At 71.7% G+C, this 20,928-nt stretch carries 17 protein-coding genes and 1 tRNA gene; 11 read left to right on the top strand and 7 right to left on the bottom strand.

The annotated features are described in order from the left end of the window. Positions 1-26 precede the first annotated feature (26 nt). Entirely contained in the window at positions 27-1,580 is a 1,554-nt protein-coding gene (locus tag OG870_RS09705) for a DUF6519 domain-containing protein (RefSeq protein ID WP_266585835.1), read from the top strand. Further along, positions 1,580-2,473, top strand: a complete 894-nt coding sequence (locus OG870_RS09700) for a peptidoglycan-binding protein (RefSeq protein ID WP_266511261.1) — start codon at positions 1,580-1,582, stop codon at positions 2,471-2,473. Before OG870_RS09705 ends, OG870_RS09700 begins: the two co-directional genes overlap by 1 nt. 21 nt (positions 2,474-2,494) lie before the next feature. Here the strand turns inward: OG870_RS09700 and OG870_RS09695 are convergent, their stop codons facing one another. From OG870_RS09695 to OG870_RS09685, 3 genes are all read right to left on the bottom strand, one after another. Beyond that, a complete protein-coding gene (locus OG870_RS09695) occupies positions 2,495-3,865 on the bottom strand; it encodes a M1 family metallopeptidase (protein WP_266511258.1) in 1,371 nt (456 codons plus the stop codon). 77 nt (positions 3,866-3,942) lie between these two features. Then, positions 3,943-7,809 (bottom strand): Pls/PosA family non-ribosomal peptide synthetase, encoded by a 3,867-nt coding sequence (locus OG870_RS09690; RefSeq protein ID WP_266841316.1) that lies wholly within the window; start codon positions 7,807-7,809, stop codon positions 3,943-3,945. A 318-nt stretch (positions 7,810-8,127) separates the two neighbouring features. Beyond that, positions 8,128-8,215 (bottom strand) — tRNA-Leu (locus OG870_RS09685). A 186-nt stretch (positions 8,216-8,401) separates the two neighbouring features. Here OG870_RS09685 and OG870_RS09680 point away from each other — a divergent pair. The 3 genes from OG870_RS09680 (at position 8,402) to OG870_RS09670 (ending at position 11,081) form a co-directional block, all read left to right on the top strand. Beyond that, positions 8,402-9,727, top strand: a complete 1,326-nt coding sequence (locus tag OG870_RS09680) for a M20/M25/M40 family metallo-hydrolase (RefSeq protein WP_266923522.1) — start codon at positions 8,402-8,404, stop codon at positions 9,725-9,727. 174 nt (positions 9,728-9,901) lie between these two features. Further along, positions 9,902-10,135 (top strand): chaplin ChpH, encoded by a 234-nt coding sequence (gene chpH, locus OG870_RS09675; protein WP_061921333.1) that lies wholly within the window; start codon positions 9,902-9,904, stop codon positions 10,133-10,135. A gap of 142 nt (positions 10,136-10,277) precedes the next feature. Beyond that, entirely contained in the window at positions 10,278-11,081 is an 804-nt protein-coding gene (locus OG870_RS09670; protein ID WP_266511247.1) for a chaplin, read from the top strand. A 114-nt stretch (positions 11,082-11,195) separates the two neighbouring features. Here OG870_RS09670 and OG870_RS09665 read toward each other — a convergent pair whose 3' ends face one another. Next, entirely contained in the window at positions 11,196-11,384 is a 189-nt protein-coding gene (locus tag OG870_RS09665; protein ID WP_007380901.1) for a DUF5703 family protein, read from the bottom strand. Positions 11,385-11,431: 47 nt separating this feature from the next. Here OG870_RS09665 and OG870_RS09660 point away from each other — a divergent pair, with 47 nt between their 5' ends. Next, the gene (locus tag OG870_RS09660) at positions 11,432-12,145 is read left to right on the top strand and encodes a hypothetical protein (RefSeq protein ID WP_266511244.1); all 714 of its coding nucleotides are present in this window, start codon (positions 11,432-11,434) and stop codon (positions 12,143-12,145) included. A 121-nt stretch (positions 12,146-12,266) separates the two neighbouring features. Here the strand turns inward: OG870_RS09660 and OG870_RS09655 are convergent, their stop codons facing one another. Together OG870_RS09655 and OG870_RS09650 are read right to left on the bottom strand one after the other, a co-directional pair. Further along, the gene (locus OG870_RS09655; RefSeq protein ID WP_266585841.1) at positions 12,267-14,465 is read right to left on the bottom strand and encodes a helix-hairpin-helix domain-containing protein; all 2,199 of its coding nucleotides are present in this window, start codon (positions 14,463-14,465) and stop codon (positions 12,267-12,269) included. Beyond that, entirely contained in the window at positions 14,462-15,448 is a 987-nt protein-coding gene (locus OG870_RS09650) for an aldo/keto reductase (RefSeq protein WP_266511238.1), read from the bottom strand. The genes OG870_RS09655 and OG870_RS09650 overlap by 4 nt, the downstream gene beginning before the upstream one ends. Positions 15,449-15,560: 112 nt before the next feature. On the opposite strand from OG870_RS09650, the gene OG870_RS09645 reads away from it, so the two are divergent. Together OG870_RS09645 and OG870_RS09640 are read left to right on the top strand one after the other, a co-directional pair. Then, positions 15,561-16,616, top strand: coding sequence for an LLM class F420-dependent oxidoreductase (locus tag OG870_RS09645; protein ID WP_266585843.1), 1,056 nt, complete (start codon positions 15,561-15,563; stop codon positions 16,614-16,616). A gap of 256 nt (positions 16,617-16,872) precedes the next feature. Continuing rightward, a complete protein-coding gene (locus OG870_RS09640) occupies positions 16,873-17,661 on the top strand; it encodes a ferritin-like domain-containing protein (protein WP_266585845.1) in 789 nt (262 codons plus the stop codon). A 1-nt stretch (position 17,662) separates the two neighbouring features. On the opposite strand, the gene corA is transcribed toward OG870_RS09640, so the two are convergent. Further along, complete coding sequence (gene corA, locus OG870_RS09635) at positions 17,663-18,661, bottom strand: magnesium/cobalt transporter CorA (RefSeq protein ID WP_266511232.1); 999 nt, start codon at positions 18,659-18,661, stop codon at positions 17,663-17,665. A 62-nt stretch (positions 18,662-18,723) separates the two neighbouring features. Here corA and OG870_RS09630 point away from each other — a divergent pair, with 62 nt between their 5' ends. The 3 genes from OG870_RS09630 (at position 18,724) to OG870_RS09620 (ending at position 20,861) form a co-directional block, all read left to right on the top strand. Beyond that, positions 18,724-19,410, top strand: coding sequence for a histidine phosphatase family protein (locus OG870_RS09630; RefSeq protein ID WP_266511229.1), 687 nt, complete (start codon positions 18,724-18,726; stop codon positions 19,408-19,410). Between the two features lie 69 nt (positions 19,411-19,479). Next, the gene (locus OG870_RS09625; protein WP_266511226.1) at positions 19,480-20,070 is read left to right on the top strand and encodes a DUF3090 domain-containing protein; all 591 of its coding nucleotides are present in this window, start codon (positions 19,480-19,482) and stop codon (positions 20,068-20,070) included. After that, positions 20,034-20,861, top strand: coding sequence for an SCO1664 family protein (locus OG870_RS09620; protein WP_266585847.1), 828 nt, complete (start codon positions 20,034-20,036; stop codon positions 20,859-20,861). The genes OG870_RS09625 and OG870_RS09620 overlap by 37 nt, the downstream gene beginning before the upstream one ends. Positions 20,862-20,928: the final 67 nt, after the last annotated feature.

Below are 20,928 nucleotides of genomic sequence, written 5' to 3'. Positions count from 1 at the left end.
TTTCCTGAACCAGGGGGACCCCCTTCATGCACGCTGACCTCTCCCGTCTCACCTTCCGGCCGGAGCGGCACTACTCCGCGGTCGTCGCCCAGCAGGGCCGCGTCCAGCTCGACGCCGACGCCAACGAGCAGACCGCCATCCAGCTCCACCAGTCCCGCACCCTCACCGCCGACCTGATCGGCCGCTACGGCGGCCCGCGAGACGCGGCCGGCTTCCGCATCGAGTACGTGGGCGGCAGGCACGACATCGACACCCTCTACATCCACGGCGGCCGCTACTACGTCGACGGCATCCTGGTCGACGCGGACCGCCCGGTGCCCGGTGCGCCCGTACCGGACGAGGACGCCGAGGACGCCGAGCAGGACACCGCGGCGCCGCCGTCGTACTGGACCTACTGGGACCAGCCCGACGCCTACCGCGACCCGGAGAAGCCCGGCGACCGGCTGCCCTCTCCCGCCGGGGCGCCCTTCGTCGTCTACCTGAACGTGTGGGAACGCTCCGTGAACGCGGCCGAGGACCCGGCGCTGCGGGAGGTCGCCCTGGGCGCGACGATGCCCGACACCGCCGCCCGCGTGAAGGTGGTCTGGCAGGTCCTGCCGCTCTCCCTCACGGAGCTGGCGATCGAGGACGCCGACCCGTCGAAGGAGGTCGTCCGCGCCGCCTTCGACAAGTGGGCGCAGCGGCAGGCGGCGGCCACCGGCCGGCTGGCCGCCCGCAGCGAGCGGCCCGACCACGCCGACGAGGACCCGTGCCTGGTCAGGCCCGACGCCCGCTACCGCGGACCGGAGAACCAGCTGTACCGGGTCGAGGTGCACGCCGGCGGCGAGGCGAAGGACGCCACCTTCAAGTGGTCCCGCGAGAACGGCTCCGTCGTCTTCGCCGTCGACGAACTCGACGGAACCTGGGTGCAGTTGGCGTCGCTCGGCCACGACGACAAGCTGGACCTGGACGTCGGCGACCACGTGGAGTTCACCGACACCGCGTACGCCTCCCGGCTGGAGGCCCTCCCTCTGCTGCGAGTCGAGGAGCTGGACCTGCCGGGCCGTCGCGTACGGCTGTCCGCCGAGCCCGAGCCGGGCGTCGGCCGGCTGCCGCACCTCAACCCGTTCCTGCGCCGCTGGGACCACCACGAGGGCCCCCGGCGCAAGGGCCGTACGGCAGCCCTGAAGGGCGGCGCCGTCCCCGTCACGGAGGGCGAGTGGCTGCCCCTGGAGGACGGCGTCGAGGTCTACTTCGCCAAGGGCGGCGGCTACCGCACCGGCGACCACTGGCTGATCCCGGCCCGCACCGCCACCGGCGGCGTCGAATGGCCGGCCGACCCGGCACGCCGCCCGCTGCTGCAGGGCCCCGCCGGCATCGCCCGCCACCTCGCACCGCTCGCCCTGGTCAAGGGCGAGGAGAGCGCCGTCGACCTGCGCCTCGCCTTCGGCCCGCTGGCCGGCAGCATCCCGGCCGCGGACGCGGCGACGCTCGCGGCGGAGGAGCAGGCACGCCGTGAGGAGCTGGCGGCCGAGGATCCCTCCCACGGGAGGTCGCAGACGACGGTGGAAGCGGAGGCCGCGGTGGAAGGAGACAACTGATGGCCACACCCCTGAGCGCGTCCAAGCTGGTGGAGATCCTGCGAGCGGAGGGCCTGACGGTTGTGGAGGTGCGCAACTGGCGTACCCACAACCGCAATACGAAGGGTCCGTGGGGCCCGGTGAACGGAGTGATGATCCACCACACCGTCACCTCGGGCACGGACGCCTCCGTGAACATCTGCTACAACGGCTACTCGGGCCTGCCGGGGCCGCTGTGCCACGGCGTCATCGACAAGAAGGGCCACATCCACCTCGTCGGCAACGGCCGTGCGAACCATGCCGGGCTGGGCGACAGCGACGTACTGCGCGCCGTCGTCAACGAGTCGAGACTGCCGCACGACAACGAGGCGGACACCGACGGCAACCGGCACTTCTACGGCTTCGAGTGCATCAACCTCGGCGACGGCAGGGACCCGTGGCCCGAGGCCCAGAAGGAGGCCATCGAGAAGGTGTCCGCCGCGATCTGCCGCCACCACGGCTGGAGCGAGCGGTCGGTCATCGGCCACAAGGAGTGGCAGCCCGGCAAGCAGGACCCGCGCGGCTTCACGATGGACGGCATGCGCAAACGCATCGCCGACCGGCTGGCCGGCAAGGGCTCCGGCGGCGGAAAGGACCCCGATCCCAGGCCCACGCCGTCCAAGCCCTCGTACGCGCCGTTCCCGGGCTCCGGCTTCTTCCACGTCGGACAGAAGTCGGCGCTCGTCACCGCCATGGGCAAGCGCCTGGTCGCCGAGGGCTGCGGCCACTACGAGGAGGGGCCGAGCCCCGAGTGGACCGAGGCCGACCGCAAGTCCTACCAGGCCTGGCAGCACAAGCTCGGCTTCAAGGGCAAGGACGCCGACGGCATCCCGGGCAAGGTCACCTGGGACAGGCTGAAGGTGCCCGCGAGCTGATGCCGGGCGGCGCCCGCCCGCCTACGCCGACTCGGCGTTGGTGGGCGGGTGCGCGGGACGTGCCGGGATCTGCGTGGGCATCGAAGGCAGCGCCGCGCCGTACACCCAGGCCTTGAACAGGCCCTCCAGCGGCTCGTCCGCGAACCGGGCCGCGTGCGCCGTGAACGTCGTGGTCGTCACCGCGCCGCCGCGGTGCAGCCCCGCCCAGGCACGCAGCATGCGGAAGAAGGCGTCGTCGCCCATCGCGCAGCGCACCGCGTGCACGGTCAGCCCGCCGCGCTCGTAGAGACGGTCGTCGAACATCGACTTGCGCCCCGGATCGGCCAGCCGCAGATCCTGCGGCTGCGTGGACAGCAACCGGTGCGCAGCCGCCGCGAGTTGTTGCGCGCTACGGCCGCCCGAGCGCTCCGACCACAGCCACTCGGCGTACTTGGCGAATCCCTCGTTCAGCCATATGTGCCGCCAGTCCGCGATGGACACGCTGTTGCCGAACCACTGGTGCGCCAGCTCATGCGCCACCAGCCGCTCCGAACCCCGCGCCCCGTCCACGTGGTTGGCGCCGAACAGCGACAACCCCTGGGCCTCCACGGGGACATCGAGTTCCTCCTCGGTCACCACGACCGCGTACTCGCCGAACGGATAGGGGCCGAACAGCTCCTGGAACAGGTCCATCATCTTCGGCTGCCGGGCGAAGTCCCGTGAGAACTCCGGCAGCAGCTGAGCCGGGATGTGCCCGTGCTGCGGCACCCCGCCCGGCCCCGGGTCCCCCAGCAGCACCGTCTCGTACTTGCCGATCGCCAGGCCCACCAGATAGCTCGACGTGGGCGCCGACTGCTCGTACACCCAGGTCGTCGTCGACGCGCGCGTCGTACGGGTCAGCAGCCTGCCGCCCGCCACCACCGCGTACGCGGACGGCGTGGTGATCGAGATCTGGTACGCCGCCTTGTCGGCGGGCCGGTCGTTGCACGGGTACCAGGACGGCGCCCCGATCGGCTGGCTCGCCACCAGCGCCCCGTCCTCCAGCTCCTCCCAGCCGAGCCCGCCCCAGGGACTGGTGACCGGCTTGGGGTTGCCCGCCCAGTGCACCTCCACGGTGAAGGCGGCACCGGGCCGGACGGCCTTGGCGGGGCGGATGCGCAGCCGGCCGCCGCGATGCGTGTAGTGCGGCTGCCGGCCGTCGACCCGGACCCGCCCGATCTTGAAGTCGGAGAGGTTCAGGGTGAATTCGCCCAGCGGTGAACGGCCCGCGATCGCGTTGATCCGGGCCGTCCCGGCCAGCCGGTTGGGGCCCGGCCGGTAATCGAGCGCGAGCTCGTACCGGTGCACCCGGTAACCGGCGTCACCGTGATCCGGGAAGTACGGGTCCGAACCCGCCGACGTCTGAACTGCCACTGGTGCTTCTGCTCCCTGCGCTGCGCTGCCACTCTTCGTCGCCGATGCGACGCCCACCGACTCCGAGTGGCCCGCGTTCAGGGCCGCCATGCCTCGATCGGGTTGCCGAGCCAGCGGGTGTCGTCCGGGACGGACTCCGCTGCCATGACGAGCGACGCGGGACCCAGTGTGGTGCGGGCCCCGATCGTGCTGCCGGGCAGCACGATCCCGCCAGGGCCCAGCGTGGCGCCCTCACGGAGAACAACAGTATCCGTCCGCAAGATCCGGTCGTGGAAGAGGTGGGTCTGCAGCACGCAGCCACGGTTCACGGTGGCCGCGTCCTCCAGGGTCACCAGGTCCGTCTCGGGCAGCCAGTAGCTCTCCACCCACACGCCCTTGCCGATCTTGGCGCCCAGACCGCGCAGCCACGCGGTCATCACCGGCGTCCCGGGCACCGAACCCGCAAGCCACGGCACGGCCACGACCTCGACGAAGGTGTCCGCGAGTTCGTTGCGCCACACGAAGCCGCTCCACAGCGGGTGCTCACCGGTACGGTGCCGCCCGACGAGCAGCCACTTGGCGACGAACGAGACGACAGCGGCCGCCGCGCCGGTGCCCAGCAGCACCAGACCGGACAGCAGGGGAGCCCAGGGGCCCAGCAGGCACAGTGCCGCCACCGTCAGCACCGCGAGGCCGGCCGAGCAGAACACCGGCACGATCCGGAACAGCTCCACCAGCCCGCGCGCCCACAGCAGTCGCGCCGGCGGGTCGTACGTCAGGCTCTGGTCGCCCCTCTCGGCGCTGCGCGGCAGCTTCACCGGCGGCAGCCCCAGGTACGAGCTGCCCTTCTTCGCCTTCTTCGGCGTCGCCGACAGCACGCCGACGAGCCCGCCGTCCGGCACGCTGCGCCCCGGCGCGGTCATCCCCGAGTTCCCGAGGAACGCCCGCCGCCCGATCTCCGCGCGCCCGATCCGCATCCAGCCGCCACCGAGCTCGTACGGCGCGGTCAGCGTGTCGTCGGCCAGGAACGCGCCCTCGCCGACCGTGGTCAGACTCGGCAGCGCGAGCACCGTGGACACCTCGGCGCCCCGCCCGATCCGCATGCCGAGCAGCCGCAGCCACACCGGCGTGACCAGCCCGGCGTACAGCGGGAACAGGGTCTCGCGCGAGCGGTCCATCAGCTGCGTGACCGTCCAGGCCTGCCAGCCGATCCGGCTGTGCGTGGGATGCGTGCCCTCACGCAGGCCGAGACTCAGCAGTCGTACGGCGACGAGGATCAGCAGCGCGTACACCGCCCCGAACGCCAGCGTGGCCGGGACGAGGGCGAGCGCGGCACCCCGCAGGGGCGCGTGCGCGTCGATGAAGACGTACGCCACGAGGAACGCGGCCCCGCCCGCCAGCAGCGGCAGCGCGGTCAGCGCGAGGCCCGTCAGGCCGTACATCACACGCCAGTACGTGCCGCGCTGCGGACGCTCCTTGGGCCAGTTGCGCTTGGCCTTGCCGAGCTTGACCGCGGGCGCACCGGCCCAGCGCTGACCGGTCGGGATCTGACCGGTGACCGCCGAACCCGGCGCCACCTCGGCCCGCTTGCCCACGCGGGCGCCCGGGAAGAGCATGCTGCGGGTGCCGACGGTGGCGTGCGCACCGACCTTGACCGCGCCGATCTCCAGCCGGTCGCCGTCCAGCCACCAGCCGGACAGGTCGACCTCGGACTCCACGGCGGCGCCCCGGCCGAGCTTCAGCAGCCCGGTGACCGGCGGCAGCGAGTGCAGGTCGACGTCCTGGCCGATCTTGGCGCCCAGCGCCCGCGCGTACCGCTCCAGCCACGAGCCGGTCAGCGAGGTCGCCCCGGTGAACTCGGCCAGCCGCTCGGCGGTCCACAGCCGCAGGTGCACGCTCCCACCGCGCGGATAGCGGCCGGGCTCGACCCCTCGCAGCAGCAGCCGCGCACCGCCCGCCGCGATCGCGAGGCGACCGGGCGGGGTGAGGAGCACGAGAGCACCGACCGCGAGCAGCCACCAGGAGGCCGTCGGCAGCCAGGAGTATGCGGGCAGCAGATTGCCGGCCGCGGCCAGCGCGACCGTCCAGCGCAGGCCCAGCAGCGTGAACAGCGGCACCAGCAGCAGCGTCTGGATCACCTTGGCACGGGTCGGCACCGGGGCGATCGTGCGCCGCGCACCGTCGTCCTGCGCCGACTCCTCCAGATGGCGGGCCAGCTTGCGCAGGGTGGGCTTCTGGTAGATGTCGACGACGGCGGCACTCGGGTAGCGGGTGCGCAGCCTCGTCGTCAGCTGGGCGGCGGCCAGGCTGCTGCCGCCGATCGCGAAGAAGTCGTCACGGGCACTGGAGACCGGGATGCCGAGGACTTCTGTCCACTGCTCGGCCAGCCAGGCCTCGGTGCCGTAGAGCCGCTCGGCGGGACCGCCGGTCTCCAGGCCCTCCAGGGGCCAGGGCAGAGCGTTGCGGTCGACCTTGCCGGACGTGCGTGTCGGGAGGTCCTCGACCGGCGCGAGCAGCGGGACGAGGGCGGCGGGCAGCTCGGCGCGCAGCTTCTCGACCGCGGCGGCGTGGTCCCAGCCCTCCTGGGTGACGACGTAGCCGACGAGGAGCTGGTTGCCGCTGCGGGCGGTGCGCACGGCGGCAGCGGCGCCCTGGACGCCGGGCAGCGCCTGCAGGGCCGCGTCCACCTCACCGAGCTCGATCCGGCGCCCGCCGAGCTTGATCTGCTCATCGGCCCGTCCGAGGAACACCAGCCCCTCCGGCTCGGCCTTCACGAGGTCACCGCTGCGGTACGCCCGCTCCCAGCCCAGGGACTCCAGCGGCGCGTACTTCTCCGCGTCCTTCTCGGCGTCGAGGTACCGGGCGAGCCCGACCCCGCCGATCACCAGCTGGCCGCTCTCGCCCATCGGCACGGGCTCCCCGGCCTCGTCGACGACGGCCAGCTCGTAGCCGTCGAGCGGCAGCCCGATCCGAATGGGCTCCTCGCCGGACATGAGCGAGGCACAGGCCACGACGGTCGCCTCCGTCGGCCCGTACGTGTTCCAGACCTCGCGCCCCTCCGTCACCAGCCGCTGCACCAGCTCGGGCGGGCAGGCCTCGCCGCCGAAGATCAGCAGGCGTACGTCGTTGAGGGTCTCCGGCTCCCACAGGGCCGCCAGCGTGGGCACCGTCGAGACGACGGTGATGTCCTGCTCGACCAGCCAGGGACCGAGGTCGGCCCCGCTGCGGACCTGCGACCGCGGCACGGGCACCAGACAGGCCCCGTTGCGCCAGGCCAGCCACATCTCCTCGCAGGACGCGTCGAAGGCGACCGACAGACCCGCCATGACCCTGTCAGCGGGACCGATGGGGTCCTCGGTCAGGAACAGAGCGGCCTCGGCATCCACGAACGCGGCGGCGCTGCAGTGGCTGACGGCGACGCCCTTGGGCTTCCCGGTGGAGCCGGACGTGAAGATGATCCACGCGTCCTGCTCGGCGCCGGGCCGGGCGGCGGGAACGTCGCTGCGCCCGTTGACCGTGAGCGCGTGCCCCGCGCCGACGACGGCGCGGACGTCCGCCTCGCCGAAGACCAGCTCGGCCCGCTCGTCCGGGTCCTCGGCGTCCACGGGAACATAGGCGGCACCGGCGGCCAGCACGGCGAGGATGGCGACGTAGAGGTCGTTGGTGCCGGACGGGACCCGGACCCCCACCCGGTCGCCCAGGCCGACCCCGGCGGCGGCGAGCTCGCGCCGCAGCCGCTCGACCTCGCCGGCCAGCGCACGGTAGGTGAGCCGCGTCGTACCGTCATCGAGGGCGAGCTCGTCCGGGTACGACCTGACGGATGCGTCGAAGATGTCGACGAGCGTGCGCGGGGAGGCCGCCTGGCCTCCGGAGAAGCGCGCGGTGTCGCCGAACTGCTGGTGGATCTCTGCGCTGAACTCTTCGTCGAGCAGGCCGAGAGCACTGCTCTCGTCTATCGCTGCCATCCGGTCCTCGCGTCTCGATCCCGGAAGACTCCGGGGCGCTGGCGGGCCCGCAGGTCTGCCTGGGGTTGTCCTCCTCCAGCTCCGTTCCGTAACAAGCCGGAAATTTTAGTACGAAGCTAGGTTCCGGACGGCTGAACGGCCACTCGGGAGGGCTGTCCGGGGTGGATCAAGCACCGGCTAACCGCCTTTGACCTGGGGCTTTCACTCGGGGGAGAGATGGCCCACACGGTGGGTGAGGAGTGCCTTCCTGGGGCGGAAAAGGGCTGGTGGGGCGGAAACGACGAAGTCCCCGGCCGCTGAGCGGCCGGGGACTTCGGCTGGTGTCCGAGGGGGGACTTGAACCCCCACGCCCGATAAAGGGCACTAGCACCTCAAGCTAGCGCGTCTGCCATTCCGCCACCCGGACAAGGTGTCTGTCGTGCGGGGTTGCCCCGCGGCGACGAGGGAAACATTACCAGGCTTTCGAGGGCGCCCTGGTCACCCCCTGTCCGGCGTGAACGGCGTGTGACGGGCCGGGTCCGGTCTTGGGGTGCGGCCGGGGTCGGAGGGAGGATGAGGGGAACCACCAGCAGTGACAGCGGGAGGAAGCAGCGTGAGCGAGACGGACACGGCCAGGGGCGTCACCGGCGAGGACGAGGTCGTGGACCTCTGCCGCGAGCTGATCCAGATCGACACCAGCAACTACGGCGACCACTCGGGTCCGGGTGAGCGGGCGGCGGCCGAGTACGTCGCCGGGAAGCTCGCCGAGGTGGGTCTCGAACCGCGGATCTTCGAGTCGCACCCGGGCCGGGCCTCCACGGTGGCCCGGATCGAGGGCGAGGACCCGTCGCGGCCCGCGCTTCTCATCCACGGCCACCTCGACGTCGTACCGGCCAACGCCGACGACTGGACCCACCACCCCTTCTCCGGCGAGGTCGCCGACGGGTGCGTGTGGGGGCGCGGGGCCGTCGACATGAAGGACATGGACGCGATGACCCTCGCGGTCGTACGCGACCGGCTGCGCAGCGGGCGCAGGCCCCCGCGCGACATCGTCCTCGCCTTCCTCGCCGACGAGGAGGCCGGCGGTACGTACGGCGCCCGGCACCTGGTCGACAAGCACCCCGGTCTCTTCGAGGGCGTCACCGAGGCGATCAGCGAGGTCGGCGGGTTCTCGTTCACGGTCAGCGAGCAGCGGCGGCTGTATCTGATCCAGACGGCCGAGAAGGGCATGCACTGGATGAAGCTGACCGTGGCCGGCACGGCCGGGCACGGGTCGATGATCCACCGCGACAACGCGATCACCGAGCTGTCGGAGGCCGTCGCGCGGCTCGGACGGCACAGGTTCCCGGTACGGGTGACCAAGACCACCCGGGCCTTCCTCGACGAACTCGGCGACGCGCTCGGCACCGAGCTGGACCCGGAGGACATGGAGGGGACGCTGGCCAGGCTCGGCGGCATCGCCAAGCTCATCGGCGCGACCCTGAGCAACACGGCCAACCCGACGCAGCTGGGCGCCGGCTACAAGGTCAACGTCATCCCCGGCGAAGCCACGGCGCACGTCGACGGGCGCTTCCTGCCCGGGTTCGAGGAGGAGTTCCTCGCCGACCTGGACAAGATCCTCGGCCCCAAGGTCAGGCGCGAGGACGTGCACTCCGACAAGGCCGTGGAGACGACCTTCGACGGGGCGCTGGTGGACGCGATGCAGTCCGCGCTGGTGGCCGAGGACCCGGCCGCCAAGGCGATCCCGTACATGCTCTCCGGCGGCACGGACGCCAAGTCCTTCGACGACCTGGGCATCCGCGGCTTCGGCTTCGCCCCGCTCAAGCTGCCCCCGGAGCTGGACTTCGCCGGGATGTTCCACGGCGTCGACGAGCGGGTGCCGGTCGACGGCCTGAAGTTCGGCGTGCGCGTGCTCGACCGCTTCATCGACGGCTCCTGACCGCTTTTGGCGTCCGGTTTTCGCCAGTGAAACGAAACTTCAATAATCGGGCGCCCGTGCGGTATTGACTGAAAAGAGTGAATGCGACCATAAGCTCGTAGCTCGATTACTCCCTCCTCGTTACAGCTCATGTGATCCGCTACTTGGGATCGCATTTGCCAACAAGGAGGAATAATGATCAAGAAGGTCGTCGCCGCTGCGGCTGCCACTGGTGGTCTGGTTCTCGCGGGTGCGGGCCTGGCCGTCGCCGACTCGGGTGCTCAGGGTGCCGCGGTGCACTCCCCGGGCATCGTTTCCGGCAACGTCGTTCAGGTGCCGGTTCACGTCCCGGTGAACGTCTGCGGCAACACGGTCTCCGTGATCGGGCTGCTGAACCCCGCCTTCGGCAACACCTGCATCAACAAGTGACGTCGACCCGCTGAGGGTCGTTCACGCCCGTCGGCTCCGGAGCGCGTCCCATGCGCTCCGGGGCCGACCGGCCTTTGTCGCGGATTTCTTCGCGAGATTCGCGGTATTCCAGGTCAGGATTGAAGGCAGGGAGAATTCAGTAATGCGACAGGTCACCCGCAAGGGCCTGATGACCGTGGCGGCCGCGACCGGCGTGCTCGCCGCAGCGGGCGGCTACGCCCACGCCGACTCGGGCGCGAGCGGTTCCAGTTCGGGCTCGCCCGGCGTGCTGTCCGGCAACACCGTGCAGGCTCCGGTGGACGTGCCGGTGAACGTCTGCGGCAACACGGTCAACGTCATCGGGATCCTCAACCCGGCGATCGGCAACGACTGCGCCAACAAGGGCGGAGGCGCGTCCGGCGGACACGGCTCGGGCCATGGCGGTTCCGGCGGGTCCCAGGCCGGCGGGCACGCAAGCGACTCACCCGGTGTCGGCTCGGGCAACCACGTCCAGGTGCCGGTCGACGTACCGGTGAACGTCTGCGGCAACAGCGTCGACGTCGTGGGCATCGGCAACGCGGCCAAGGGCAACGACTGCGCCAACGGCGGCGGTTCGGGCGGCGGGCACACCACGCCTCCGGGCGGCGGTCACGAGACGACACCGCCCGGCAACCCTGGCAACCCCGGGCACCCGGGCAATCCGAGCCACCCGGGCAACCCGGGCAACCCCACGGAGCCCGGTCACCCCGGCACCCCGAGCACGCCGCCCAGCACGGGCGGCACGACCCCGGGCGGCTCCTCGCACGCCAACCACCCGGGCGCCCAGTCGGCGGTCACTCAGCCCCAGGGCACCGCACAGCTCGCGCACACCGGCAGTGACATGCCGCTGGGCCTCGTGCTCCCGGTGGGCGCGGGTGCGCTGCTCGCGGGAGCAGTCATGTACCGCAAGGCGCGCGCTTCGGTCTGAACCGGCGCATTCCCATGCAAGGCACCGCGTACTTCTGCGCCGGTGTGCAGAACGGAGCGGGCCCCGCCCTGGTGGGGCCCGCTCCGTTTCGGTCGTTTCCGCCCTCGCCTCAGCTCACCACGTGGCGCGTACCTGGCGGATGATCCGTCGACGCAGCCGCACCCTGCGGCTGCCGTCGCGCATCAGGCTCAGACGGTCCAACTCCCAGTGTCCGTACTCTGCATGGTCCGTCAGCAGACGAGTGGCGTCCTTGCGGGAGACCCCGCGCGGCACGTACACGTCGACAAATTCGTATTCCGGCATCGCATCTATTGTGCGGGCTGGGGCCCGGTACGGATAGCGTCTGCACTATGTCTGATGCTGCGCAGCCCACCGCTGCCGAGGTACGAGCCGCCGCCGAGGCGGTCAAGACCGCGCTCGACCGCCACCTGGCCGCGGTCGAACGCAGGTCCGGGGAGGACGACCCGGCCGTCTACGAAGCGTTCAACGAGCTGGCCGCGGCCGCCGAGACCTACGACGAGCTGCTCTACGACCGCTACGACGAGGTCACGCCCTTCGAGATCCCCGGTGCGGAAGACGCGCTCCCGCCGTACACGGGCCCCGAGGAACCGAACGCGCTGAGCGTGCTCATCCGCCGCGACTACGCCGTGGCGGAGCCGCACCGGCTGCTGGCGCAGGCCCAGCGGGTGGAGGCGGTGGACGACGACGGGCGCGGGGCGGAGGCCTCCGCGACGGTGCACGGGGCGCTGGGCATCCTGTTCGGCGAGTTCGAACCGGACGAGATCGCCTCACGGCACAAGGAGTTCGGGCTGGAGGAGGGCGACTCCACGCTCTGGGTGACGGCCACGGACGAACCGGCCGAGCCCGGCGAGTGGCTGGAGACGCCGTTCGACCAGATCGATCCGCAGCGGGTGGTCTGCCGCTTCGACGTCAGCGCGGTCTTCGACGACGACATCGACGACGTCCGTCTTTCCGGCCTGGACGACGAGCTGGAGGACGACCTGGACCCGGACCTGGACGGCGAGGAGGACCTGGAGCCGTTGGACGCCGACCGCAGACGCTGAGCGTCGACGTACGGCGGCCGAGACAGGCCAGGACGTACATACGGCCGAGACGTACGGCCGAGACGGCGGCGGCCCGGGGCGAGAAGCCCGGGGCCGCCGCCGTCGCCGTTCGGTGCTGTCGTCAGCCGGCGGCGGGCACCTGGGTCGCCAGCAGGAGCGGCAGGCGGGTGGTGCGCGGCTTCGCCGGGACCTCGGCCACGGCCCGGGGGAGTGCCTGTTCCACGCCGTGGACCACGGACAGATGGCGGTCCGCCCGGCCGAACGAGGTGTAGATCCACGGCCGGCTCAGGGACTGCGCCGCGTCCCCGGGCAGCACCACGACCACCGCGGGCCACCGGCCGCCCACCGCCTGGTGCGCGGTCAGCGCCCACCCGTGCCGCACGGACTGCTCCACCCGCTCCTTCGCTACGACGACGGGGGCGCCCGAGCACGACAGGTGCAGTCCGTCCGCGTCGGCCTTCACCACGCTGCCCGGCACCGTGCGGCCCGGAGCGGGGGAGTAGGCGATCCGGTCGCCGGGGTCGAAGCCGCCGAAGCGGCCGGGGCCGGGATTGAGGCGTTCCTTGAGCGCCGCGTTGAGCGCGCGCGTGCCCGCAGCGCCGCCGTGGCCCGGGGTGATCACCACGGTCTGCTCGGGCGGGATGCCGATCGCCCGTGGCACCGAGTCCGCGACGAGCTGCACGGTCCGGTGCACGGCCTCGCCCGCGTCCCGCACGGGGACGATGACGACTTCCTTGCCGGGAGCCTCGACCTGGGTGAGCTCTCCGATCCCGATACCGGACACCAGCTCGCCCAGTGGACCGGGGTCCGGCCGACGGGAAGCGACCCGGGGGCAGACCTGCGCCCCCAGCAGATCGGCGAACACCCGGCCCGGCCCGGCCGACCAAAGCACCGCCGGGTCACCGGCCAGCACCAGCCGGGCCCCGTCGGGGAGCGACTCGATGAGCAGTGCGCCCGTCTCGACGTCCAGCTGCGGTGCGTCGAGCACGACGAGCAGGTCGAGATCCAGCGCACCGTCGACATCCCGCCCAGGGCCCTCGGCGCCCGAGAGCAGACCGGCGACGGTGACGACCGACAGGGCACTCGCCTCGGTGTCCGGTCCGGCCCCCGACGCCGCGAACCGGTCCCGGCCGGTGGGGGTGTGCGTGGCGGCCCAGGTGCGCAGGCCGAGGGCGGCCGCCGCCCGTAGCAGTGCCGCCGGTTCGGCCCGGGAGGCCTCGCCCCCGGTGTGCAGCACCAGGCCGTGGCTCTCGACCGCGCGGACGAGTTCGGCGGTGGAGCCCTGTGCGGAGGCGGCTGCGCGCTCCCAGTCCTCGGCCGAACCGTCGTCCTTCGGCACCGAGTTGACCAGGCGGGCCAGGCCGTCCGCCAGGCTCTCCTCGGCGAGTGCATACCGCTCCAGGCCGACCAGGACCCGCACCGGGAGTTCCTCGGCCTCCTCGCCCTCATGGGCCTGCTCGTTGGCCTCGGGTGCCGGCGCGGTCGGGTCGAGGGCGTCCTGGAAGACCAGCGCCTCGCCCTCGGCGACGGCACTCTGCACGGCCGCGTCGGCATCGGGCACACCGCGCTGGACCAGCGCCGCGGTGAGAGCCGGCATCTCCAGGGCCGTGTGTCCGGCGAGGGCCGCCTGCTCCAGCAGCCACCCCGTCAGCGCCCGTCCCCGCCGTTCGTCGTCCGGCCCGCACTCCGCACCGAGCAGCGCCCGCGCGAAGCCGTCGGCCTGCTCGGGCCGTACGCCGCCGACCCGCAGCAACGACCAGGGATCCGCCCGCAGGACGTCGTCCGCACCTTCGCCGAGCGCGGCGGCGACCTGGGGGGCCAGCGTGTCCGGTGCGCCGCCGTCGGCCAGCGCCCGCCGCACCGCGTCGACCGCCTCCGGCGCGGGCGCCCCGGCTGTCGCGGCCGTCAGCGGTGTCTGTGGTGTCTGCGCCCGCCGCGCCGGCTCGGGCGCGGCGCGCCGACGAGTGGGCTCGGGATCGCTGAAGACGGTGGCCACGGGCTTCTCGCCGCTCTCCACGGCACGCACGGCGGCGAGCAGGTCGGCGGCCTTCCCACTGAGCTTCGTCCCGGCGTCGATCGGCCCCGCCTTCTCGGACTTCCGCCGCTCGATCCGCTCCCGCTCCAACCGCTGCGCGGCCAACTCGGCCTCGGCCTCGGACAACTGACCGCCGGACTCGCCGTCACCGCCCGCGACGGCAGCCCCGGCCTCCCCCTCGCCGCCGACAGCGTCTCCCGTGTCCCCGGTGCCGGTCTCCGCCGCGGCCGGGTGGGCAGTGTCGTCCGGTTCGCCGCTCTCCGTGGTCTCGGGGTCCGTGCTCACAGCGTGCTCCAGTCGTGATCGGGATAGCGGTGCACGGGCGCCGACACGTCGTCGAGAGCCCGGCAGATCTCGTCAGGAAGACTAAGGGCCTCCACTGACAATGCCGCCGTGAGCTGCTGCGAGTTGCGCGCGCCGACGATCGGGGCGGCCACACCCGGCCGGTCACGGATCCAGGCGAGGGCGACCTGGAGCGGCGTCACCGCGAGCCCGTCCGCCGCGGTCTGCACCGCCTCCACGATGTGGCCGGCCGTCTCGTCGAGGTACGGCTCGACGAAGGGCGCCAGATGGTCCGAGGCGCCGCGCGAGTCGGGAGGCATCGCGTCGGCACGGTACTTGCCCGTCAGGACCCCTCGGCCCAGCGGCGAGGACGGCAGCAGGCCGATGCCGAGGTCCAGTGCGGCCGGCAGCACCTCGCGCTCCACGCCGCGCTGCAGCAGCGAGTACTCGATCTGCGTGCCCGCCAGCCGGGTCCGGGTGCCGGGTGCCGCGAGCTGCCAGGTCGCCGCCTTGGCGAGTTGCCAGCCACAGAAGTTGGAGACGCCGGCATAGCGGGCGCGACCGCTGCTGACCGCCATGTCGAGGGCTTGGAGGGTCTCCTCCAGCGGGGTGTACGGGTCGAAGGCGTGGATGTGCCAGATGTCGACGTAGTCCGTGCCCAGCCGGGTGAGCGAGGCGTCCAGCGCGGAGAGCAGGTGCCCGCGCGAGCCGTCGACGCGGCGGTCCGGGTCCGGGACGCTGCCGGCCTTGGTCGAGATCACCAGGTCCCGGCGCGGGACCAGGCCTTCTATGAGGCGTCCCAGCAGATACTCGGCCTCTCCGTCGCCGTACACGTCAGCGGTGTCGACGAGGCTGCCCCCGGCCTCCCAGAACGTCTTCAAGAGGTCCGCGGCGTCGTGCTCGTCGGTGTCCCTGCCCCAGGTGAGGGTGCCGAGTCCGATACGGGACACGCGAAGGCCGGTGCGGCCGAGATACCTCTGCTCCATGAACGCCGACACTACTGGCCTGCACCAGTGGCGTGGGGGCCTGTGGACAACCAGTTTCCACGCGCTAGGGTCTCCCGAACAGGGACGTTACTGATCGGTAAGGGGAATCGGCATGCAGCTCGGGATCAACCTCGGCTACTGGGGTGCCGGAATGGACGGGGACAACCTCGTGGTCGCCAAGGAGGCCGACCGGCTCGGGTACGCCGTGTGCTGGGCCGCCGAGGCCTACGGATCGGACGCGGCCACCGTGCTCAGCTGGGTCGCCGCCCAGACCGAACGCATCGACGTCGGCTCCGCCATCTTCCAGATCCCGGCCCGCCAGCCGGCGATGACCGCGATGACGGCCGCCACTCTCGACTCGCTCTCCGGCGGCCGCTTCCGCCTCGGCCTCGGCGTCTCCGGGCCCCAGGTCTCCGAGGGCTGGTACGGCGTCAAGTTCGACAAGCCGCTGGCCCGCACGCGTGAGTACGTCGAGATCGTGCGCAGGGCGATGACGCGCGAGCGGCTGTCGTACGACGGCGAGCACTGGACGCTGCCGCTGCCCGGCGGCCCCGGCAAGCCGATCAAGCTGACCGTGCACCCGCAGCGCGAGCACATCCCGCTGTACATCGCCGCGATCGGCCCGAAGAACCTCGAACAGACCGGTGAGATCGCCGACGGCGCCCTGCTGATCTTCCCCTCCGCCGAGCACCTGGAGGACACCACGATCAAGTACCTGCGCGCCGGGCGCGAGAAGGCGGGCAAGACCCTCGACGGCTTCGACGTCTGCCCGACGCTCCCGCTGGCCCTGGGTGAGGACAAGGACGTACCCACGCTCGCCGACGCCTTCCGCCCCTACACCGCGCTGTACGTCGGCGGCATGGGCAGCGCCAAGCAGAACTTCTACAACCAGCTCGCCCAGCGCATGGGGTTCGAGGCCGCGGCCGCCGAGGTCCAGGAGAAGTACCTGTCCGGCGACAAGCAGGGCGCCGCTGCGGCCGTTCCGCACGACCTGATCGACAAGACGACGCTGCTCGGCTCGGTGGACCGCATCGCGGACCGGATGAAGGAGTACGCGGCGGCCGGAGTCACCACCCTGAGCCTCAACCCCGCCGGATTCACGCTCGACGAGCGGATCGCCTCGCTCCGCGCCGGAACCGAGGCCCTGGAGCGCGCCGGACTGGCCTGACAGGGTCACGCACGGGGGCTGTGGATTGTCTGCGGCCGTGGTGGGGGCTCGGGGGTCTTCCCCGCCACGGCCGTCACGGGGAACAACGCGCCCGGGGCCGCGCGGTTACGCCCCCGAGGTGACCCCGTGGGTCCTCCTTTTGGCGCAGTTGCCGGACACAGCTGTTGCAACACCTCCAAAGCCGCATTTGACTCGTTCTTTGCGGATCCGGCGGAATCCGGTGGAATTCTGCGAGTCCTGCAGAGAGGTGCTCACGATGATTTCGGCAAAGAGCCTGTTCCAGGAGATCCTCGACGACGACGACTCCTTCGCGCTGTTCTGCTCCATCGCGGCCAGCGGGGAGTCACAGGGCGGCTGGGAGAACGCCCGCATCGCCACGCTCGTACCGGAGGGCGAACGCGCGCTCGCCCCCAAGATCACCCGGCACGGCGCGGACGAGGACAAACACGGGCGGATCTTCAACGCCCTGATGAGGAAGCGTGGCCTCGACCCGGTTCCCGTGCCGCCCGAGACCGACTACACGATGCTCCTGGAGAAGCACGGCATCGGTCTCGCCCACGAGAAGCTCAGGAGCGAAGAGGCGCTCACCGTGCAGGACATCGTCACCTACCTCGCACACAGCCGGGTCACCGAACAGCGCGCCTCCGAGCAGATGGAACTCCTGCGCAGGTACTTCGCCGACCACCCCGACATCGGGCGTGCGGTGAAGATGATCTCGAACGACGAGGACAACCACCTGGCCTACTGCCACGAGGAGTTGCTGCGCCTCGCGTACGCAGGACACGGCCGGGCGATCCATCGGACGCTGCGCGAGTGCGCGCTCGCCGAGATCCGCGTCTACCGGGACGTCAGCCTCGCCGTCATGGACCACATGGGACGCATCCTCGGCTGGCCGAGGACCAAGTCGGCGCTCCTCGCCGCCGGTATCCACGCCGTCTACGCGTACGAGCGGGCCGCGGGCTGGCGGCGGATGGTGACCCTGCGGATGCCCGAGCGCCGCGACGCACTCGGCGGATCCGCCACGGCGGCGCCCGAGTTCGCCTGACCTACAGCCATCCCCGGCGCTTGAGCAGCCTGAAGAGCAGCACTTCGAGAACGGCCATCACCAGGATCACCGCCGGGTAGGACACGGTCCAGTGCAGCTCCGGCATGTGGTCGAAGTTCATGCCGTAGATCCCCGCGATCATCGTGGGCACCGCGGCCATGGCCGCCCACGCGGAGATCTTCCGCATGTCGTCGTTCTGCCGGACGCTCATCTGCGCGAGATGCGCCGACAGCACGTCCGAGACCAGCCGGTCCAGGCCCTCCACGGACTCGTTCACGCGTGTGAGGTGGTCGCTGACGTCCCGGAAGAAGGGCCGTGCCTTCTCGTGCACGAAGGACACGCGTACGCCGAAGAGGCCGCCGCCCCCGAGGCGGTCCAGCGGCTGTGCCAGCGGGCCGGTGGCCCTGCGGAACTCCAGGATCTGCCGCTTGAAGGAGTAGATGCGGGACGCCGTGTGCCGCGAGCCCCCGCCGGTCGGCGAGAACACCTCCGCCTCCAGTTCCTCCAGGTCGGTGCTCAGCTCGCTCGCCACGTCCAGGTAGTGGTCGACCACGGCGTCGGCGATCGAGTACAGCACCGCCGTCGGCCCGTACCGGAGCATCTCGGGTTCCTCCTCGAGCCGTTGCCGCACGGCCGCGAGCGGCGCCTCCTCCCCGTGCCGCACGGTCACCACGAACGAGTCGCCGATGAAGACCATGACCTCGCCGGAGGTGACGATGTCGCTCTCCTTCTCGTACCCGACCGGCTTGAGGACCATGAACAGCGAGTCGTCGTACACCTCCAGCTTGGGGCGCTGATGCGCGGTGAGGGCGTCCTCGACGGCCAGCGGGTGCAGCCCGAACTCCTCGGTGACCCGCTCGAACTCCTTCTCCGTCGGCTCGTACAGGCCGATCCAGACGAAGGCGTCCCGTGCCCGACGGCACTGATCCAGGGCGTCGGAGACGTCCTCGGGCCCCTCCGTGCGGCGCCCGTTCCGGTAGATGGCGCAGTCGACGATCACGGAGCGCATTCTCCCGCCGTCCGCCCGTGGACGCACCCGGGCGTGCGCCTACCCTTGGCCGCATGCCCACGCTGATCCTGGTCCGGCACGGACGTTCCACCGCCAACACCGAGGGCGTGCTCGCCGGCTGGACGCCCGGTGTCGCACTCGACGAGCGCGGCGCCGCACAGGCCGCCGCGCTGCCCGGACGGCTCGCCGAGCTGCCGATCCGCGAGGTCGTCAGCAGCCCGCTGCAGCGCTGCCAGGAGACGGTACGACCGCTCCTGGACGCCCGTCCTGAGTTGACCGCCCACGCCGACGAACGGATCGGGGAGGCCCACTACGGCGACTGGTCCGGCCGCAAACTCGCCGAGCTGGCCGACGAACCGCTGATGCAGGTCGTGCAGGCGCACCCCTCCGCCGCCGCGTTCCCCGGCGGCGAGTCGATGCGCGCCATGCAGACCCGCGCCGCCGAAGCCGTACGTGAGTGGAACGCGCGCGTGGAGCGCGATCACGGCGCCGACGCCGTGTACCTCATGTGCTCGCACGGCGACGTCATCAAGTCTCTTGTCGCGGACGCACTCGGACTTCATCTCGACCTCTTCCAGAGGATTTCCGTTGAACCGTGTTCCATCACCGCCATCCGTTACACACGCCTGAGGCCGTTCCTCGTGCGTCTCGGTGACACCGGCGATTTCACGTCCCTGGTGCCGCGCGAGGAGCCCCCGGCCGGGGACGCCACGGTCGGGGGCGGTGCGGGCGCACCGTGATCGTCGGGCGCAGTAGGGTGAAGCGGTCGCAGTAGCGCCGCACCCATCCACGAATCCAGGAGACAGGACGTGTCCCGTCAGGTGTTCCTCTTCGACCCCCCGGACCGCTTCGTGGCCGGTACGGTCGGTATGCCCGGACGCCGTACGTTCTTCCTCCAGGCCATCGCAGGCCCCCGTGTGACCAGCGTGGCCCTGGAGAAGACACAGGTCGCCGCCCTTGCCGAGCGCATGGACGAGTTGCTCGACGAGGTCGTACGGCGCAGTGGCGGCAGCGCCGCCGTCCCGGCCGTGGCCTCCGTCGAGATCTCCGACACGGACCCGCTGGACACCCCCGTCGAGGAGGAGTTCCGGGTCGGCACCATGGCCCTCGCCTGGGACGGTGAGGAACAGCGCATGATCGTCGAGGCGCAGGCCCTCGTGGAGCTGGAGGCCGACTCCGAGGAGGACCTCGCCGAGGCCGAGGAACGCCTCCTCCAGGACGAGGAGAACGGGCCCCCGATGCTGCGGGTCCGGCTGACCGGCGTGCAGGCGAGAGCCTTCGCCAAGCGCGCCCTCGACGTCGTCAACGCCGGGCGGCCGCCGTGCCCGCTGTGCAGCCTCCCGCTCGACCCGGAAGGACACGTATGTCCGCGCCAGAACGGATACCGCCGCGGAGCGTGACGTCCGTCGAACTGCTGACCAGCGGCGAGCTCACCGTTCGCGGCCGTATCCGCGAGGCGTCCAACGCCGCGCTGTACTGCACGATCTCCCATGAGGGCCGGGAGGCGGCCTGCATCTACAAGCCCGTCGCCGGAGAGCGGCCCCTGTGGGACTTCCCCGACGGCAACCTCGCCCGGCGCGAGGTGGCCGCCCACGAGGTCTCCGAGGCGACCGGCTGGGGGCTCGTGCCGCCCACCGTGCTGCGGGAGGGGCCGTACGGCGAGGGGATGGTCCAGCTGTGGATCGAGGTGTCCGCCGAAGGGGACGCGCCGGAGCTGCTCGCCCTGGTGGACGGTGAGGAGCCCGAGCCGGGCTGGAAGGCGATCGGCGTCGCGGAGGTCGGTGAGGGGCGGACGGCGCTGCTGGTGCACGCCGACGACGAGCGGCTGCGCCGGCTCGCCGTGCTCGACGCCGTGATCAACAACGCGGACCGCAAGGGCGGCCACCTGCTGCCGACGGCCGACGGCCGGCTCTACGCGATCGACCACGGGGTGACCTTCAACACCGAGAACAAGCTCAGGACGCTGCTGTGGGGGTGGGCGGGGGAGCCGCTGACGCCCGAGGCGGTCGACGTCCTCAAGGGCCTCCAGGAAGCCCTGGGGGATCAGGGAGCGCTGGCCGACCGGCTGTCCGCGCTGATCACCGACGCCGAACTCGACGCCACGCGCGCACGTGTCGCCGTACTCCTTGAGACCGGCAAGCACCCGGAGCCGAGCGGGGAGTGGCCGGCCATTCCGTGGCCGCCCGTCTGAGAACGCCGGTGCGGGTGACGCGCTCTGAAGGGGCGCCGTTCTCACAGCGAAGCGTCCGGCGCAAGAC

The sequence above is a fragment of the Streptomyces sp. NBC_00461 genome (assembly GCF_036013935.1).
Taxonomy (GTDB): Bacteria; Actinomycetota; Actinomycetes; order Streptomycetales; family Streptomycetaceae; genus Streptomyces.
Note: the sequence above shows the minus strand (reverse complement) of the source record. Positions and strands in the feature narration are given on the sequence as shown.